Consider the following 14,678-nt stretch of genomic DNA (forward strand, 5'->3'; position numbering starts at 1 on the left):
CGAAAATCATGACTTTGGCCCTGTTCGTCCCCATTGATACCGACGGCATCGAGCCGGAAGAGGGCGCCCCGGCGCCCGAACGTGTCCTTGCCGGCGATCCCCGCTTCCGCACCTGGAATGCCGAAGAGCGCGACGGCCTTTACGCGGGCATCTGGGAGGCGACGTCGGGCAAATGGCGCATCGAATATGACGAGTGGGAATTCTGCCATATCCTGTCCGGCATCTCGATCATCGCCGAAGACGGTGGCGAGAGCCGCACCGTCAGGACAGGGGATAGCTTTGTCTTGCGGCCCGGCTTCAAGGGAAGCTGGGAAGTGCTTGAAACGACTCGCAAGGAATACGTCATCAAGCTCTGAACTCAGGGTCCGACAATCGGTCAGAAGTTGACGGCAAGCCGCTCCAGTCCATGGAAATGGTAGGTGTCGCGGAACTGCGCCGTATCGGCTAGTCGAAGCGCCGGCAAGCGCTCGAACAGCACCTTCAGCGATACCTGCAGTTCGAGCCGCGCCAGCGGCGCGCCGATGCAGAAATGAATGCCGGCGCCGAACGACACATTCTTCTGGTCCGACCGTTGAGGCTGGAATCCGTCCGGTCGCGCAAACGCCGTGGGGTCACGGTTGGCCATCCCGAGCAGCATACCGACCGTCTCGCCAGGAGCGACCGTGACTCTCGGTGCGATTTCGATCCGCTCATAGGCATAGCGGGTGAACATATGCAGCGGTGCGTCGAAGCGCAGGCATTCCTCGACCGTCGATGCCGTCACCTCCGGCGTGGTGAAAAACCGGCGTGGATCGCCGCCCTGGTCGAGGATAGTACGGACTGCGTTGCCGGTCTGACGCACCGTCGCTTCGTGGCCGGCATTCAGCAGCAGAATGACCGACGACACCAATTCGTCCTCGGAAAGCTTCCGGTCGCCTTCCTGAGCTGCGACGAGCAGAGACAGAAGGTCGTCACCCGGCTGCTTGCGGCGTTCCTTGATGTAGCCGCGCAGGAAATCGGAAAAATCTTTGGCTGCGCGGTTCGCAGTCTCTTCCGTCTCGCGTGTGCGGCCGTGCATGTACATGGCCACCATCTGGTGCGACCAGTCGAGCAGTTGCGGCCCCATCTCGACCGGAACGCCGAGCATTTCGGCAATGATGGTGATCGGCAGCGGCGCGGCATAGGCGGGCAACAGGTCGGCGTGCCGATCCGGCTCGAACCGGTCGATCAGGTCGTTGGCCAGAATTTCGACCCGCGGCCGCAGCCTCTCCACCTGGCGCGAGACGAAGGCGCGGTTCACCAGCGTCCGCAGCCGCGTATGCACCGGCGGCTCCAGTTCCAGCAGCGAATTCGCCTCAACCGCGTCGAATGCGGCAAGATGCGTCCTGTCCAGGTCGAAGCCGCGGCTGTCGGGAATGCCCGCGGGGTTCTGCCGGCCGAAGCGCCGGTCGCGCAGCAGCCGGTTGACGGCGTCGAAGCCGCCCACGCACCAGAAGCCGAAATCCTCCCAGAAAAAGGCACCGCCGGCTGCGTGCAGCCAGGCGTATGCCTCATAGGGGTTCTGCACGAAGGCCGGCTCATGCGGGTCGAGCCGCAGCCGGCGTGCGGCGGCATCGAATTCGAGATAGGACGGCATAACAGCGTTCATGCCTTTTCCTAGCCCGGTTTGCCGCCGCCCTGCCAGAGCGCGATGAGGCCCGGTTCTAAACCAGTCAGTAGGCGCAATGCCGTGGGATGCGTACGCGTTGCCAGCCTTCGGAACCTTCGCTCACCAGCACCTTGCGCGTAACCCGCTGGTAGGATGGCGGTATGTCGATGACCCGATGCTGCTTTGGCTGGATGACCACCTGGTCGCGTATGGTTTCGTATTCGGGGGCCAGCACATAGCTTTCCGTGCTCTCTGCCTGGACCAGCACCTTGCGCTTGCGATACTCATATTGGGCGGGAACCCTTTCGTGCACATAGTGCGACGGACCCTGCACGGTGTAGGCGATGCGTTCGTAGCGCGCCTTGTTCTTCACTTTGCACAGCACCTTGCGGCCGTCGATCCAGCGCCATTCCCAGCTATAGCCGCCATCCGATACCTTGACGGTCTTGTAGCGGATCTCTCCGCGACCGGACACAAGGCGCTTCACCGTGCGCGCAGGCTCGACCAGCACGCGTTCCGTCTCGTAGCTGTAAACGGCGGGTACGGTGCGATGCTTGATCCGGCCGGGCCGAACCAGAACATCGCGTGTGCGCGTGCCGATGATCGGTGGAATGGTCTCGACCCGGCTGTAACCCGGATTGACTTGAGCAATACCGTCGATGCGGTCATAGACCGGCGCGGTGTGATACCGTTCGTAGCACTCGACGGCTCTGCCGCCCGCCACGCTTTGCGAAGCCGTTGCCAGCATCGCCAGCGCCGAGACCGCCATGGCCAGATGTTTCCTGAACATGCTGCACCCCTTTCACGCGAAAAATGTCGCCTGGCGCAACTTTAGCGGACATCGGAGGGCGAAAAAGCGGTTTCCTCAGGTTTCGTTAAGATGTGGTCTCGGTTAACCGGCAACCTTAACTGAATGGCGAACAAAGCTCTCGGCTACGAACCCTTGCGCTGGGGTGAGGCGGCATCCTATTTACGGTGCAACGATCCAGCACGATTCTGCCCGACTCGCACCGAACGGGGCCGGAATCCCAGCCGAACAAAGGGATAGTCGATGAAGAACCCCGTCGAAACCTACATGAACCTCGTGCCGATGGTTGTCGAGCAGACGAACCGTGGCGAGCGGGCCTATGACATTTTCTCGCGCCTGCTCAAGGAGCGCATCATCTTCATAACCGGCCCGGTCGAGGACGGCATGGCGACCCTGGTGTGCGCGCAGCTTCTGTTCCTGGAAGCCGAAAATCCGAAGAAGGAAATCAATCTCTACATCAATTCACCCGGCGGCGTGGTCACTTCCGGCATGGCGATCTACGACACCATGCAGTTCATCAAGCCGGCGGTTTCGACCCTTTGCATCGGCCAGGCCGCATCGATGGGTTCGCTGCTCCTGACAGCCGGCCACAAGGACATGCGCTTCGCGACGCCGAACGCCCGTATCATGGTGCATCAGCCCTCGGGCGGGTTCCAGGGTCAGGCCTCGGATATCGAGCGTCACGCTCAGGACATCATCAAGCTGAAGCGGCGCCTCAACGAGGTCTATGTGACCCATACCGGAAAATCCTATGAGGAGATCGAGCGCACGCTCGACCGCGATCACTTCATGACCGCTGACGAGGCCAAGGACTTCGGCCTCATCGACAAGGTCATCTCATCCCGCGAGGCGATCGAGGCTGCCACTGCCTAGTCGTCCGGATAAACTGACGGAATTTGTCAGCGGGAACGCGGTCTCGCCGCACTTTTGCGGGGATTTGCGGCATTTCGGCCACATTTGGCTGTTCCATCCGGTGGTTGGACCGCCTACGTTAAGGCTATGTTGATTTTCGGCGGCTTAGCTTTTCGTGGGGCGCCGCGAATCATTGCCACGTTTTCTGAATTGTGTTTCGTACGGAATACGTTGCGGGAGCCAGGGCACTGGCGGCGGCGGATTCCCGCGATAGATTTGTAGGCGCATCCGGCCAGCCATATGGCAGGCGCCCATGAAAGGACTGGAAGATGAGCAAGGTCGGCAGCAGCGGCGGCGGTGATTCCAAGAATACGCTTTATTGCTCGTTTTGCGGCAAGAGCCAGCATGAAGTGCGCAAGCTGATCGCTGGCCCGACAGTTTTCATCTGCGACGAATGCGTCGAACTGTGCATGGACATCATCCGCGAGGAGAACAAGACCTCGATGGTGAAGTCGCGCGAAGGCGTGCCGACACCGCAGGAAATCCTCAAGGTTCTCGACGATTACGTGATCGGCCAGCCTTACGCCAAGCGCGTGCTGTCTGTGGCCGTCCACAATCACTACAAGCGCCTCGCTCACGCCGGCAAAAGCAACGACGTTGAACTGGCGAAGTCGAACATCCTGCTGATCGGCCCGACCGGCTGCGGCAAGACCCTGCTCGCCCAGACGCTGGCCCGCATCATCGACGTGCCCTTCACCATGGCCGACGCCACGACGCTGACCGAGGCCGGCTATGTCGGCGAGGATGTCGAAAACATCATCCTCAAGCTGCTGCAGGCGGCCGACTACAATGTCGAGCGGGCGCAGCGCGGCATTGTCTACATCGACGAGATCGACAAGATTTCGCGCAAGTCCGACAATCCTTCGATCACCCGCGACGTTTCGGGCGAGGGCGTGCAGCAGGCGCTTCTGAAGATCATGGAAGGGACTGTCGCGTCCGTGCCGCCACAGGGTGGCCGCAAGCATCCGCAGCAGGAATTCCTGCAGGTCGACACCGCCAACATATTGTTCATCTGCGGCGGCGCTTTCGCCGGCCTCGACAAGATTATCTCGGATCGCGGCCGCAAGACCTCGATCGGCTTTTCTGCGACGGTTGCGTCGCCCGAGGATCGGCGCAGCGGTGAGGTTTTTCGGCTGGTTGAGCCAGAGGATTTGCTGAAGTTCGGCCTCATTCCCGAATTCGTCGGCCGTTTGCCGGTTCTTGCAACGCTGGAAGACCTCGACGAGCCGGCGCTGATCCAGATCCTGACCGAGCCGAAGAACGCCCTGGTCAAGCAATATCAGCGGCTGTTCGAGATGGAGAACGTCGACCTGACGTTCCACGAGAACGCCCTGTCGGCTATCGCCAAGCGCGCCATCGAACGCAAGACCGGCGCGCGCGGCCTTCGCTCCATTATGGAAGCGATCCTGCTCGACACGATGTTCGAACTGCCGGCTCTGGAAGGCGTTCGCGAGGTCGTGATCTCGGAGGAAGTGGTGTCCGGCAATGCCCGGCCGCTCTACATCTACTCCGACCAGAAGGAAAAGAAGGGCAACGTCAGCGCATAGCGCGTTACCCTTCCAGGTTGGACGGCGCCTTCGGGCGCCGTTTGTCGTTTATGTCTTCTGGATCAGGGATTTGGCTGAAGCTTGGGCGTGTTGAACGACGCCAGGGCATTGATGGCCGGTGACCTCTTCTCCTTGAGACCGATAAGGAAATCCCGTGCCTGGTCGCCATAGCCACGACGGCTGATGGCGTAGAGCGCCACGCCGCCCGATTTGTTCAAAGGCGCGTACCGGTAGGCGTTCCATTCGACGATCGTCGTTCCGCTGCTGGAATCGCTGAGCACGAAGTCGAGAATGATCTCGTCCGTAGCGTCGTTGCGGATCAGGTCGTAGTTGACCACCGGATCGGATCCCTTGCGCTTGTGCAGCATGTCGACTTGCGCTGCCGCTGCGGCTTCCGGGCTGGCCGAAGTCTCTGCTTCGATCATGAACATCTGATTGAAGTTCTCGACTTGTTCTCCGGCCGGCACGTATTCCTGCTTGAAATAGCTTGGAGACGGGTTGGAAGTCCAGGCAAGCGCGAATTCGGTGCCCTGAAAGCTCACCGGGCCGGGTACGCCAAGCCTATCGGTAACGGATTGCGCTGAAGCCGGCGATACTCCGGAAAGGAGCAGCAAGAAGCAGATCATCCAGCCATGACGGGTGTGTCTCATATGGCATCTCCTCGACGAGCGGTTCAAACCTCGCATGCGAGCACGGTGGTCAAGTATTGCAGTTCTTGTTGGGCCGCTCCACCATTCAAATCGCTCGGGAAAAGCGGGGCCGTTTTGCTCAATGGCACCGGTTTGCCGGCACATTGCTACTTGATCTTTGCGCCTCGTAACTCCACCTAAGACCGGAAGGCCGTGGGGCTGAATTCCGTGCTGTAAAACTCCCGTCATAATCGGTTGTAGGCGGAACGACTTCCGGTCGTTAATATGAGAATCGCGGTTGGCTGAGACGCGGCCGCGAAGGAAAGGTTGGACAATGGCCAAAATAGCAAGGTCGCCCTCTGACGGTGTTTTCGCGGTCCTCCCGCTGCGCGACATCGTCGTGTTCCCGCACATGATCGTGCCGCTCTTTGTCGGGCGTGAGAAATCGATCAAGGCGCTGGAAGAGGTGATGGGTCAGGAAAAGCAGATCCTGCTCGCGACCCAGATGAATGCCGCCGACGACGATCCGGAGCCGGATGCCATTTATGACATCGGCACGCTCGCCAATGTTCTGCAACTGCTCAAGCTGCCCGACGGCACCGTCAAGGTTCTCGTCGAAGGTTCGGCGCGCGCCAAAATCGGCTCGTTCACGGAGCGAGCCGACTTCCACGAAGCCCGCGCCGCCATTCTGGTCGAGCCCGACGAGGAAGAGGTCGAGGTCGAGGCTTTGGCGCGCTCGGTCAACGCCGACTTCGAAAATTACGTCAAGCTGAACAAGAAGATCTCGCCCGAGGTGGTTGGCGCCGCCAGCCAGATAGACGACTACTCGAAGCTTGCCGATACGGTTGCCTCGCATCTCGCCATCAAGATTCCCGAGAAGCAGGAGATGCTTGGTACGCTTTCCGTCAAGGAACGTCTTGAGAAGGCGATGGGCTTCATGGAAGCCGAAATCTCCGTCCTGCAGGTGGAGAAGCGCATCCGCTCGCGCGTCAAGCGCCAGATGGAGAAGACCCAGCGCGAATACTACCTCAACGAGCAGATGAAGGCGATCCAGAAGGAGCTCGGCGAGGGCGAGGACGGCCGCGACGAGGCCGCCGAACTGGAAGCGCGCATCAAGAAGACCAAGCTCTCCAAGGAGGCCCGCGAGAAGGCGGAAGCCGAATTGAAGAAGCTGCGGACGATGTCCCCCATGTCGGCCGAATCCACGGTCGTGCGCAACTATCTCGACTGGCTGCTGTCGATACCGTGGGGCAGGAACTCAAAGGTCAAGCAGGATCTGAACTTTGCGCAGGACGTGCTTGATTCCGATCACTACGGCCTCGACAAGGTCAAGGACCGCATTGTCGAGTACCTGGCCGTGCAGAGCCGTCAAAAGAAGCTGAAAGGCCCGATCCTGTGCCTCGTAGGCCCTCCCGGCGTCGGCAAGACCTCGCTCGGCAAGTCGATCGCCAAGGCGACCGGCCGCGAGTTCATCCGCATGGCGCTTGGCGGCGTGCGCGACGAAGCCGAAATCCGCGGGCACCGGCGCACCTACATCGGCTCGATGCCCGGCAAGGTCATCCAGTCGATGAAGAAGGCGAAGAAGTCCAATCCCCTGTTCCTGCTCGACGAGATCGACAAGATGGGCCAGGACTTCCGTGGTGATCCGTCGTCGGCCCTGCTCGAGGTGCTCGATCCGGAACAGAACTCGACGTTCATGGACCACTATCTTGAGGTCGAGTACGACCTCTCGAGCGTGATGTTCGTGACCACGGCGAACACGTTGAACATCCCTGCGCCGCTGATGGACCGCATGGAGATCATCCGCATCGCCGGCTACACCGAGGACGAGAAGGTCGAGATTGCCAAGAAGCACCTGATGCCGAAGGTCGTCCGCGACCATGCGTTGCAGCCGAAGGAGTTTTCGGTCGGCGACGACGCGATCCGCGAGATCATCCAGACCTACACGCGGGAAGCCGGTGTGCGTAGCCTTGAGCGCGAGCTGATGAAGCTCGGCCGCAAGGCGGTGACCGAGATCCTGAAGACGAAGAAGAAGTCGGTGAAGATCACCGCCGAGAACCTGTCCGATTATCTCGGCGTACAGCGCTTCCGCTTCGGTCAGGTCGAGGCGGACGATCAGGTCGGTGTCGTCACTGGACTGGCATGGACCGAGGTCGGCGGCGAACTGCTGACGATCGAAGGCGTCATGATGCCCGGCAAGGGCCGCATGACGGTCACCGGAAACCTGCGCGACGTGATGAAGGAATCGATCTCGGCGGCGGCGTCCTATGTCCGCTCGCGAGCTCTCGATTTCGGCGTCGAGCCGCCGCTCTTCGACAAGCGCGACATCCACGTCCACGTGCCGGAAGGTGCAACCCCGAAGGACGGTCCTTCGGCCGGCGTGGGGATGGCCACCGCCATCGTTTCGATCCTGACCGGTATTCCGGTCAAGGCGGATGTGGCGATGACCGGTGAGATAACCCTGCGCGGACGCGTTCTGCCGATCGGCGGCCTGAAGGAAAAGCTGCTGGCCGCGCTTCGCGGCGGCATCAAGAAGGTGCTGATCCCGGAAGACAACGCCAAGGACCTGGCGGAGATTCCGGACAATGTGAAGAACGGCATGGAGATCATCCCGGTCGCTCGCATTGGCGAAGTGCTGCGTCATGCGCTGGTGCGCATGCCGGAGCCCATCGAATGGGTCGAGCCTGTCTCGACGCCGGCCCCGGCGGATGCCGCGGACGAAGCTGGAGCCTCCCTCGCGCACTGAGTCGCGCCGAGCGTGCACTGCACAATCGAAAAGCCGGGGTTCTGGCCCGACTTTTCTCTGAAAAAGCCCGGAATTCCGGGCTTTTTTTGTGCTTGGCTGCGATTTTGGCCTTGGTTGCGGCCAAGCTTCTCCCTATTGTCCAATCCCTGCCGGATGAGTCGGTGTTCCGGTTTTCTTATGGAAGGGAATTTTCATGAACAAGAACGAACTGGTGTCCGCTGTAGCCGACGCCGCGAAGATTTCGAAGGGCGACGCCCAGTCGGCCGTTGAAGCCGTTTTTTCTGTCATTTCCAGCGAGTTGAAGAAGGGCGGCGACGTTCGGCTTGTCGGGTTTGGCAACTTCTCCGTTTCGAAGCGTGCGGCCTCGACCGGCCGCAATCCGCAGACTGGCGCGGAAGTGAAGATCCCCGCCCGCACCGTGCCGAAGTTCTCGGCCGGCAAGGGCCTCAAGGACGCTGTGAACTGATTTCACCTGCTACCTAAATAGAAAAGCCGGGCTTTCAGCCCGGCTTTTCTTTTGTCGGCTTGATCTTCAGGCCAATGCGGGAAGGCGTGGTGGGCGATGACGGGCTCGAACCGCCGACATCTTCGGTGTAAACGAAGCGCTCTACCAACTGAGCTAATCGCCCTTCAGGCGCGGACCTTTAAGCAGTTCGCCCTTGCTTCGCAAGGCCAAATGCGCCGCAGCCGGATGACAAGGAAGGGCATACTCGCGGCCCTTCATCGCTATCCCGGAAAAACCGCCAAAGGTTTGTTTTATACTGGCTGGAGAAGCTTGACACCCAGCGGTGAACCCCGTAATCCACCGCCCATCGACGTACGCGCCTACACGTGTTCGTCTATGCGCGGGTGTAGCTCAGTTGGTTAGAGTGCCGGCCTGTCACGCCGGAGGTCGCGGGTTCGAGCCCCGTCACTCGCGCCATCTTTCAAAGACTTGGTCGTCTTGAAAGATGATGACGTCTGAACGCCGGAACGGCGGTTCAAACTTTTCCCATGTCCCGAGAAGCCTCTGTAGTCGTTGCAACAGCGGTGTCCGCGTCTCATGTTTCGATGTGAACGGTCATCTAGTCCGTTCAAGCTTTTCGGTCGAAAGAGCGGAGAAAAGTAGGCGGGTTTTCTGCCGAGAGGTGTTTTTAAATCGGCAAATCCCAAGGAATAAAAATTGAGACGGCGCTGCAGTTTTTGATCCGTTGACCGAAGCCGGCTTTGTGTTACGCTGATTGAGTAAGCATATTGCGCACTGGCAGTTGCTATAATGAGGAGAATGAAAATGAAAATCGTTCTTGCAAGCAAGCTTCGCGAAGTGTCGAGCAAAGGCGTTGTCGTGAAGAATCACGGCGGCGGCGGCGCTAAGTAATACCGGTTTATAAGGACAGGCGCGCATGCTTCTGGCATGCGCGCCACTTTTTTATACATGGGTTCGGCGACGGTATACGTAACGAATGAGATTCTTTAAGGGATACCCTGGTGTTCCCGATCCTCAGCCGGGCGAAGATCGCCTGTCAGGAGAGATTCCGTTACGAGCCTACCAGCATTGTGAGCCTTTCCTGGCTGCCAATCGCGTCGGGTGGCTGCTCTATCCTCCGGTTGATTTCAGCATTCAGTGGAACGGGGTGGACGTGTTCGTCCAGTTCGACACCATCGAAGAGGTCGTCAAGCTGGACCGTGTATTTTTGCCGGGGTTCGCCGATTTCTGGATCGACAATACGGATCAGGACCTCGTCGATGCGATGCCGCCGTTTCTGGAGTTGTTTCCGGAACGGGGCGTCCTCCAGGTCTGGACCGGCTTTTTCGTCAAGACGGACGAGAATGTCAGCACTTGGGTGCGTGCGCCGGTCAATCGCCAGGACAGCACCGCCTACAAGGTCGTGGAAGGCATAATCGAGACGGACTGGTGGACAGGGCTTCTGTTCACGAACATCCAATTGTTGCGGACGGACGAACCCATCCAGTTTTCGAAGTCCCGTCCATGGTTCCAGGTGTTTGAAGTACCGCGCGCCCTCCATGGCGCCGGGCCCCGCCCGCAACTCGATATCGTGGAAGACCTGTCCGATTTTCCGTCGGACTTCTGGGATGGCCTCAAGGAAACAGCCCACCGGCGCAATTCGGAAAAAGCCGGTTCGTACCGGGTGATATCCCGAAGGCGCGGCCGGGAATGAGCATCTGGCAGCGGTTCCTGCAATCTGGCGCCAAGGCTGCCGTACTGGGGCAAAAAATCGATTTCGAGCCGCCGCCGGAGCCCGATCTCGTGGGGCTGGTAATGCTGGCCCTGGAACACAAGCTGGAAACTGCGTTGGCCCCGGTGGTTCCGGAGCTCGCTCCCGTCATAACGCTCCACGATCACATATATCGTGACCAGACGAATTGGCTCAAAAGCAATTACAGCCGGTTCAGCCACCTCGACACGCTTAGGTTCATTCAAGGATTTCCGCGGAACAGGCGCTTTGGTCCTGCGCTTCCGGCCAGCCAGCGAAGCGACATCGACTACGTGATCTCCGACAAGGAGAATATCGAGCTCCTCCGTATTTTCAGCGGGCTGGGATTGAGGCAGACCTTCTTCGTCGATGGCGAACTGGTTACACTCGGCGATGACGAGATCGCCGATATCGAGAGTTCGTCCGGCTATGCCTATCCGAAGAACATTCCCTACAGCGTCGATCTGCCCTTTCAACTGCCGCATATGGGGAGTTTGGAAATAGGCGACGCCCTCGGCCCGTTGCGGAAAATGGGAGAGGATTTCTCTCTGCTGGTGATTTTCGAGCGGACCCTGTCCTTCGGCGGCCCGCATGATTTGGAAATCCTGCTGGACAAGAACAACCGGATACTTCTGGACGGCCTTCCGACGTCGAACGATGAGGTCTACATCCTCTTTGCCACCGTGCGGTTCTACAAGGCCACATGGAACGGGGAGCAGCGGATGCGCTCGTTGCTGGAAATGGCGCACGTCTTGGGTCCGGGGCAATCCGGCTTCCGAACGGACCTGCTGCTGCGTCTTGCCGAGAAAAGTGGATTGGAGCGGGAAGTCTACGCGGTCCTGGATGGATTTGCAGAGATCAGCCCGGAATTTGCCGAGGCGTGTCGTCAGCGACAATTGCCGCTTGTGCCGGATATGGCTTGGAAGCAGAAAATGTACGAGGCGCAAAGCGGCGTCGGGGAATTGCTGAAACTGACTGGCTGACCGCACGCCGACGCGATGCTGTCCATCCGATCTGTCACGGGTTGCTATGCGAATTCTTCTTCAAAACCGTCAGTTTTCCCTGGTGTTCATGGTTTCGATGCTCAGCGTGCTGGGCGTCGAGATGGCGCGGCTGGCGTTGCCGCTGATCGTCTATGAAATTCAGCGCTCCGAGATGGAATTGTCGGTGCTGCGAGGCGTCGTCTTCCTGCCCAACATTGTCCTGGCGATCTTCATCGGGACGATCAACGATCGGGTCAGAAGAGTTTTTGCGCTTCGTTTCTATCTGGCCGCGCAGGCAGCAATCCTTCTGTGTACGGCCTGGGCGCTGAAGGATGTGGCTGGCGGCCTCGGGCTGGTGCTGACGCTGGTCTTCTTCCTGATGGCGTTCTTCTACGCCTCGGGCAATGTGCAGACCGGATTGGTTCAGCAGGCGGTGCCGGTTTCTGACCTGGTCACTGCCAACGCGCTGTTGAGCGGGTTCAACTCCACAATTTCGGTGTTCGCGCCCATGGCGGCGGGCGCCTTGTTGGTTCTCATCGGTGGCTCGGGCACTATCGTCGCCTGCGCCATCGCGCTTTTTGCCGCGATGCTTTTTTCCGCCCTGATCCGGCTGGAAGATTCGCCAAAGCCGAAAGGCAATTTTCTTCAGGACATAACGGACGGTTTGAAGGCATTTGCCAGCAACCGTGAACTGGTCGTCATGTCGCTTGTCGTGATGATCGTAAACGGTGCCGAAGGCATCTATGCGACGATGCTCATCGTGCTGCTCAAGTCGAACCTCGGCGTCGGCGACTTCGAAGTGGGCGTCGTCCTCGGTCTGACGGGCGTCGGCGCGGTTTGCGGCGCCTGGCTGACTCCCTACGGACGACGAGCCTTTGGCGTGGCCAAGACGTTCGCCATGCCCATCGTCCTCGTCGCCGGCGTCTATGTCGGCACGGCATTCTCGCCGAACGTCGCCGTGGTCGCGGCCCTGGGTTTTCTCGAAGGCCTCATCTCCACGGTCTTCGTGGTGTCCCTATGGACGTTCCGGCAGGAGACTGTCGAGCGACGCTATATCGGTCGCGTGGCGGGGATTTCAGGGGCTATCTTCAAGATTGGCATGCCGCCGCTCATCATCCTGGGAGGGCTCGTCTCCACCCGATATGGCGTGGTCTATTGCCTGCTGTTTGCGGCGCTGTTGAACGTTCTCGTCTTCGCCGCCTTGGTGCCGACCAGGCTGTGGCGTTACAAATCGCCGGTGGACGGAAATCCGCTGCCGGCTGGGTGAGCCCCGCAAGCGGTATGCATAAGCCGTCAGAGGTACTGCGCGACCTTTTTTCCCACCGCGATGAACCGCAGCGGATCCAGCGCTTCGCCATTGTGGCGGACTTCATAGTGCAGATGCGGCCCGGTCGAGCGGCCACTGCTGCCGGTCTGGCCGATGATGTCGCCGGCCTTCAGCTTCTGTCCGACAACGACCGATATCTTGCTGAGGTGACCGTAGCGGGTCGAAAAGCCCTGGCCGTGGTCGACCTCGATCATGCGTCCATAGCCGCCGGCCCAACCGGCGCGAACGACGACGCCGGCCGCGGTGACTTTCGCCGGCATGCCCAGCGGTGCGCGGAAATCCATGCCGGAATGCAGGGCCGCCGAGCCGAGCAATGGGTCGGTCCGCACGCCGAACGGACTGGTGACGGCGTGGCCGGGAGCCGGGTTGGAGAGCGGCAGCCGGCGCGCCTCGGTCTTGAGCTGGTCGAGCGTATTCAGCGCCTCGTCCAGTTCCTTGACCTTGGTTTCGAACATGGTGGTGCTGTCGAGTGGTACAAGCGGGCCGCCGACATCGGTTTCGTCCTTGCCGAAGTCGCTGTCCACGGGCAGGCCCGCCGCGCGCAGCGCTTCGGAAATGCCATCGGCATTTTGATAGGCCGTATCGGCAAGATTGGTGATACGCGACAGCTGCTCGCTTTCTATGTTGCGAAGCGACTGGTTGATGGCCACGAAAAGCTTGTCGGCGCGGTCTGCGGAGGATTCGTTCTGCTCGCCCTTGCGGGTCGCCCAAAATGAGAAGGGCAATGATTTCTGGCTGTCCGCGCTCGCAAGCGCAACGGTCTTGGCGGCTACAGGTTGAGCGTCGCCGGCATCCGCACGGTTGTCGGGCTTCTGCGCGGGCACCGGGCCGTTGGCGGGAAGCGGCGCGCCAACATCGTTTCCGGCGCTTTCCATAAGTCCGAGGCGGCCGTGCCGTTGGCTGAGCAGCGTCTGTCGGTCAAGAAGCTCGCCGACCTTCGTTTCCATCAACTGCTGGTCGAGCAACTGCCGGCTGGTGATACGGTCCACCTGGGCGCGCAGCGCCGAAATCCTGTCCTCGTAGGCTTGTTGTATGCGTGCCTGGCGCGCCGTGCTGGCGCCGATCAGGTCATCGCGCAAAACCAGATAGGAGGTTGCCAGCAAGTAGCCCACTGCGACCGCCGCCAGCGCGGAGCCGGCAAATGCCGCAAGCCATGGCCTGACGGTGAAGTGCCGGATCTCGTCGCCGCGGGCGATGATGACGGTATGAGGTTCCCTGCGTTTGCCGAAAACAGCGGACTGACCGGTTACGTTCACAGCACCAAGCTTTCGTTGCCACACCCAAGACATGTTCGATTACACATCGTTAGGGTTAACAAAGCTTTGCGGATCGGACGTCCCGTTAACGATAGACGCGCGATTTCCGGTTCAGGCGCGATACTTGGCTAGGAAAGTGCGCGGACGGCTTCCAGCACGGCCTCGGCGTGCCCCTTGACCCGCACCTTGCGCCATATCTGAACGATCCGGCCATCGGCGCCGATGAGGAAGGTCGCGCGCTCCACACCCATATATTTGCGGCCGTACATCTGTTTCTCGACCCACAGGCGATACGCCTCGACGACCTTGCGGTCCTCGTCGGCGGCGAGAGCGACGGCCAGTCCGTGCTTGGCCTTGAACTTGTCGTGCTTTTTGGCACTGTCCGTCGACAGGCCGATGACCGTAGCTCCGGCCTTCTCGAAGTCCGGCTTGAGCTGCGAAAAGCTGATGGCCTCGTTGGTGCAGCTCGACGTGTCGTCCTGCGGATAGAAGTAGAGGACGACCGGGCGGCCCGCAAAGTCTGCAAGCCGCAACGACCCGCCGCCGTCGCGGGGAAGGTCGAAAAGCGGTGCCGGGTCTCCCACCTCGAGATCAGCCATATCGTTGCCCTTGTTTGAGGTTACGCGCGCCGCCGCAGGCATATAAGGT

The 14,678-nt window shown here is 60.2% G+C and carries 13 protein-coding genes and 2 tRNA genes; 9 read left to right on the forward strand and 6 right to left on the reverse strand.

Annotation, left to right across the window (positions count from 1 at the left end):
• Positions 1-8: 8 nt before the first annotated feature.
• Positions 9-356, forward strand: a complete 348-nt coding sequence (locus ASD44_RS02540) for a cupin domain-containing protein (protein WP_056108382.1) — start codon at positions 9-11, stop codon at positions 354-356.
• Positions 357-376: 20 nt separating this feature from the next.
• Here the strand turns inward: ASD44_RS02540 and ASD44_RS02545 are convergent, their stop codons facing one another.
• Both ASD44_RS02545 and ASD44_RS02550 read right to left on the reverse strand, forming a co-directional pair.
• Complete coding sequence (locus ASD44_RS02545; RefSeq protein WP_056108385.1) at positions 377-1,627, reverse strand: cytochrome P450; 1,251 nt, start codon at positions 1,625-1,627, stop codon at positions 377-379.
• A gap of 64 nt (positions 1,628-1,691) precedes the next feature.
• On the reverse strand, positions 1,692-2,417 hold the full coding sequence (locus tag ASD44_RS02550; protein WP_056108388.1) for a hypothetical protein: 726 nt from the start codon (positions 2,415-2,417) through the stop codon (positions 1,692-1,694).
• A 261-nt stretch (positions 2,418-2,678) separates the two neighbouring features.
• Between ASD44_RS02550 and clpP the strand changes: the two genes are divergently transcribed.
• Together clpP and clpX are read left to right on the forward strand one after the other, a co-directional pair.
• Complete coding sequence (gene clpP / locus ASD44_RS02555) at positions 2,679-3,308, forward strand: ATP-dependent Clp endopeptidase proteolytic subunit ClpP (protein ID WP_056108391.1); 630 nt, start codon at positions 2,679-2,681, stop codon at positions 3,306-3,308.
• A gap of 308 nt (positions 3,309-3,616) precedes the next feature.
• Positions 3,617-4,894, forward strand: a complete 1,278-nt coding sequence (gene clpX, locus ASD44_RS02560; RefSeq protein WP_056108394.1) for an ATP-dependent Clp protease ATP-binding subunit ClpX — start codon at positions 3,617-3,619, stop codon at positions 4,892-4,894.
• Positions 4,895-4,956: 62 nt separating this feature from the next.
• On the opposite strand, the gene ASD44_RS02565 is transcribed toward clpX, so the two are convergent.
• Entirely contained in the window at positions 4,957-5,544 is a 588-nt protein-coding gene (locus ASD44_RS02565; protein WP_056108397.1) for a hypothetical protein, read from the reverse strand.
• A 313-nt stretch (positions 5,545-5,857) separates the two neighbouring features.
• Here ASD44_RS02565 and lon point away from each other — a divergent pair, with 313 nt between their 5' ends.
• Positions 5,858-8,269 carry an endopeptidase La gene (lon, locus tag ASD44_RS02570; protein ID WP_056108401.1) on the forward strand — a complete coding sequence of 804 codons (2,412 nt, stop codon included), beginning with the start codon at positions 5,858-5,860 and terminating at the stop codon, positions 8,267-8,269.
• Between the two features lie 193 nt (positions 8,270-8,462).
• Positions 8,463-8,735 carry an HU family DNA-binding protein gene (locus ASD44_RS02575; protein WP_056108404.1) on the forward strand — a complete coding sequence of 91 codons (273 nt, stop codon included), beginning with the start codon at positions 8,463-8,465 and terminating at the stop codon, positions 8,733-8,735.
• Between the two features lie 87 nt (positions 8,736-8,822).
• Here the strand turns inward: ASD44_RS02575 and ASD44_RS02580 are convergent.
• A tRNA-Val gene (locus ASD44_RS02580) sits at positions 8,823-8,898 on the reverse strand.
• A 216-nt stretch (positions 8,899-9,114) separates the two neighbouring features.
• Between ASD44_RS02580 and ASD44_RS02585 the strand changes: the two genes are divergently transcribed.
• From ASD44_RS02585 to ASD44_RS02600, 4 genes are all read left to right on the forward strand, one after another.
• A tRNA-Asp gene (locus ASD44_RS02585) sits at positions 9,115-9,191 on the forward strand.
• A 520-nt stretch (positions 9,192-9,711) separates the two neighbouring features.
• The gene (locus tag ASD44_RS02590; RefSeq protein ID WP_156459749.1) at positions 9,712-10,428 is read left to right on the forward strand and encodes a DUF6065 family protein; all 717 of its coding nucleotides are present in this window, start codon (positions 9,712-9,714) and stop codon (positions 10,426-10,428) included.
• Complete coding sequence (locus ASD44_RS02595; protein WP_056108408.1) at positions 10,425-11,447, forward strand: hypothetical protein; 1,023 nt, start codon at positions 10,425-10,427, stop codon at positions 11,445-11,447. The genes ASD44_RS02590 and ASD44_RS02595 overlap by 4 nt, the downstream gene beginning before the upstream one ends.
• Positions 11,448-11,493: 46 nt before the next feature.
• Positions 11,494-12,714, forward strand: a complete 1,221-nt coding sequence (locus ASD44_RS02600; protein WP_082542367.1) for an MFS transporter — start codon at positions 11,494-11,496, stop codon at positions 12,712-12,714.
• Positions 12,715-12,740: 26 nt separating this feature from the next.
• Here the strand turns inward: ASD44_RS02600 and ASD44_RS02605 are convergent, their stop codons facing one another.
• Both ASD44_RS02605 and ASD44_RS02610 read right to left on the reverse strand, forming a co-directional pair.
• Positions 12,741-14,030 (reverse strand): M23 family metallopeptidase, encoded by a 1,290-nt coding sequence (locus ASD44_RS02605; protein WP_056108414.1) that lies wholly within the window; start codon positions 14,028-14,030, stop codon positions 12,741-12,743.
• Between the two features lie 128 nt (positions 14,031-14,158).
• The gene (locus tag ASD44_RS02610) at positions 14,159-14,629 is read right to left on the reverse strand and encodes a peroxiredoxin (protein WP_056115291.1); all 471 of its coding nucleotides are present in this window, start codon (positions 14,627-14,629) and stop codon (positions 14,159-14,161) included.
• Between the last annotated feature and the right edge of the window lie 49 nt (positions 14,630-14,678).

The sequence above is a fragment of the Mesorhizobium sp. Root554 genome, from assembly GCF_001427025.1.
Taxonomy (GTDB): Bacteria; Pseudomonadota; Alphaproteobacteria; order Rhizobiales; family Rhizobiaceae; genus Mesorhizobium.

Excerpts from the sequence above, each read along its gene's own strand:
- ASD44_RS02540 (WP_056108382.1), top strand. The coding sequence starts at position 9 with ATGACTTTGGCCCTGTTCGTCCCCATTGATACCGACGGCATCGAGCCG.
- clpP (WP_056108391.1), top strand. The coding sequence starts at position 2,679 with ATGAAGAACCCCGTCGAAACCTACATGAACCTCGTGCCGATGGTTGTC.
- ASD44_RS02575 (WP_056108404.1), top strand. The coding sequence starts at position 8,463 with ATGAACAAGAACGAACTGGTGTCCGCTGTAGCCGACGCCGCGAAGATT.
- lon (WP_056108401.1), top strand. The coding sequence starts at position 5,858 with ATGGCCAAAATAGCAAGGTCGCCCTCTGACGGTGTTTTCGCGGTCCTC.
- ASD44_RS02565 (WP_056108397.1), bottom strand. The coding sequence starts at position 5,544 with ATGAGACACACCCGTCATGGCTGGATGATCTGCTTCTTGCTGCTCCTT.
- ASD44_RS02545 (WP_056108385.1), bottom strand. The coding sequence starts at position 1,627 with ATGAACGCTGTTATGCCGTCCTATCTCGAATTCGATGCCGCCGCACGC.
- ASD44_RS02550 (WP_056108388.1), bottom strand. The coding sequence starts at position 2,417 with ATGTTCAGGAAACATCTGGCCATGGCGGTCTCGGCGCTGGCGATGCTG.
- ASD44_RS02610 (WP_056115291.1), bottom strand. The coding sequence starts at position 14,629 with ATGGCTGATCTCGAGGTGGGAGACCCGGCACCGCTTTTCGACCTTCCC.
- ASD44_RS02590 (WP_156459749.1), top strand. The coding sequence starts at position 9,712 with ATGAGATTCTTTAAGGGATACCCTGGTGTTCCCGATCCTCAGCCGGGC.
- ASD44_RS02600 (WP_082542367.1), top strand. The coding sequence starts at position 11,494 with ATGCGAATTCTTCTTCAAAACCGTCAGTTTTCCCTGGTGTTCATGGTT.
- ASD44_RS02595 (WP_056108408.1), top strand. The coding sequence starts at position 10,425 with ATGAGCATCTGGCAGCGGTTCCTGCAATCTGGCGCCAAGGCTGCCGTA.
- clpX (WP_056108394.1), top strand. The coding sequence starts at position 3,617 with ATGAGCAAGGTCGGCAGCAGCGGCGGCGGTGATTCCAAGAATACGCTT.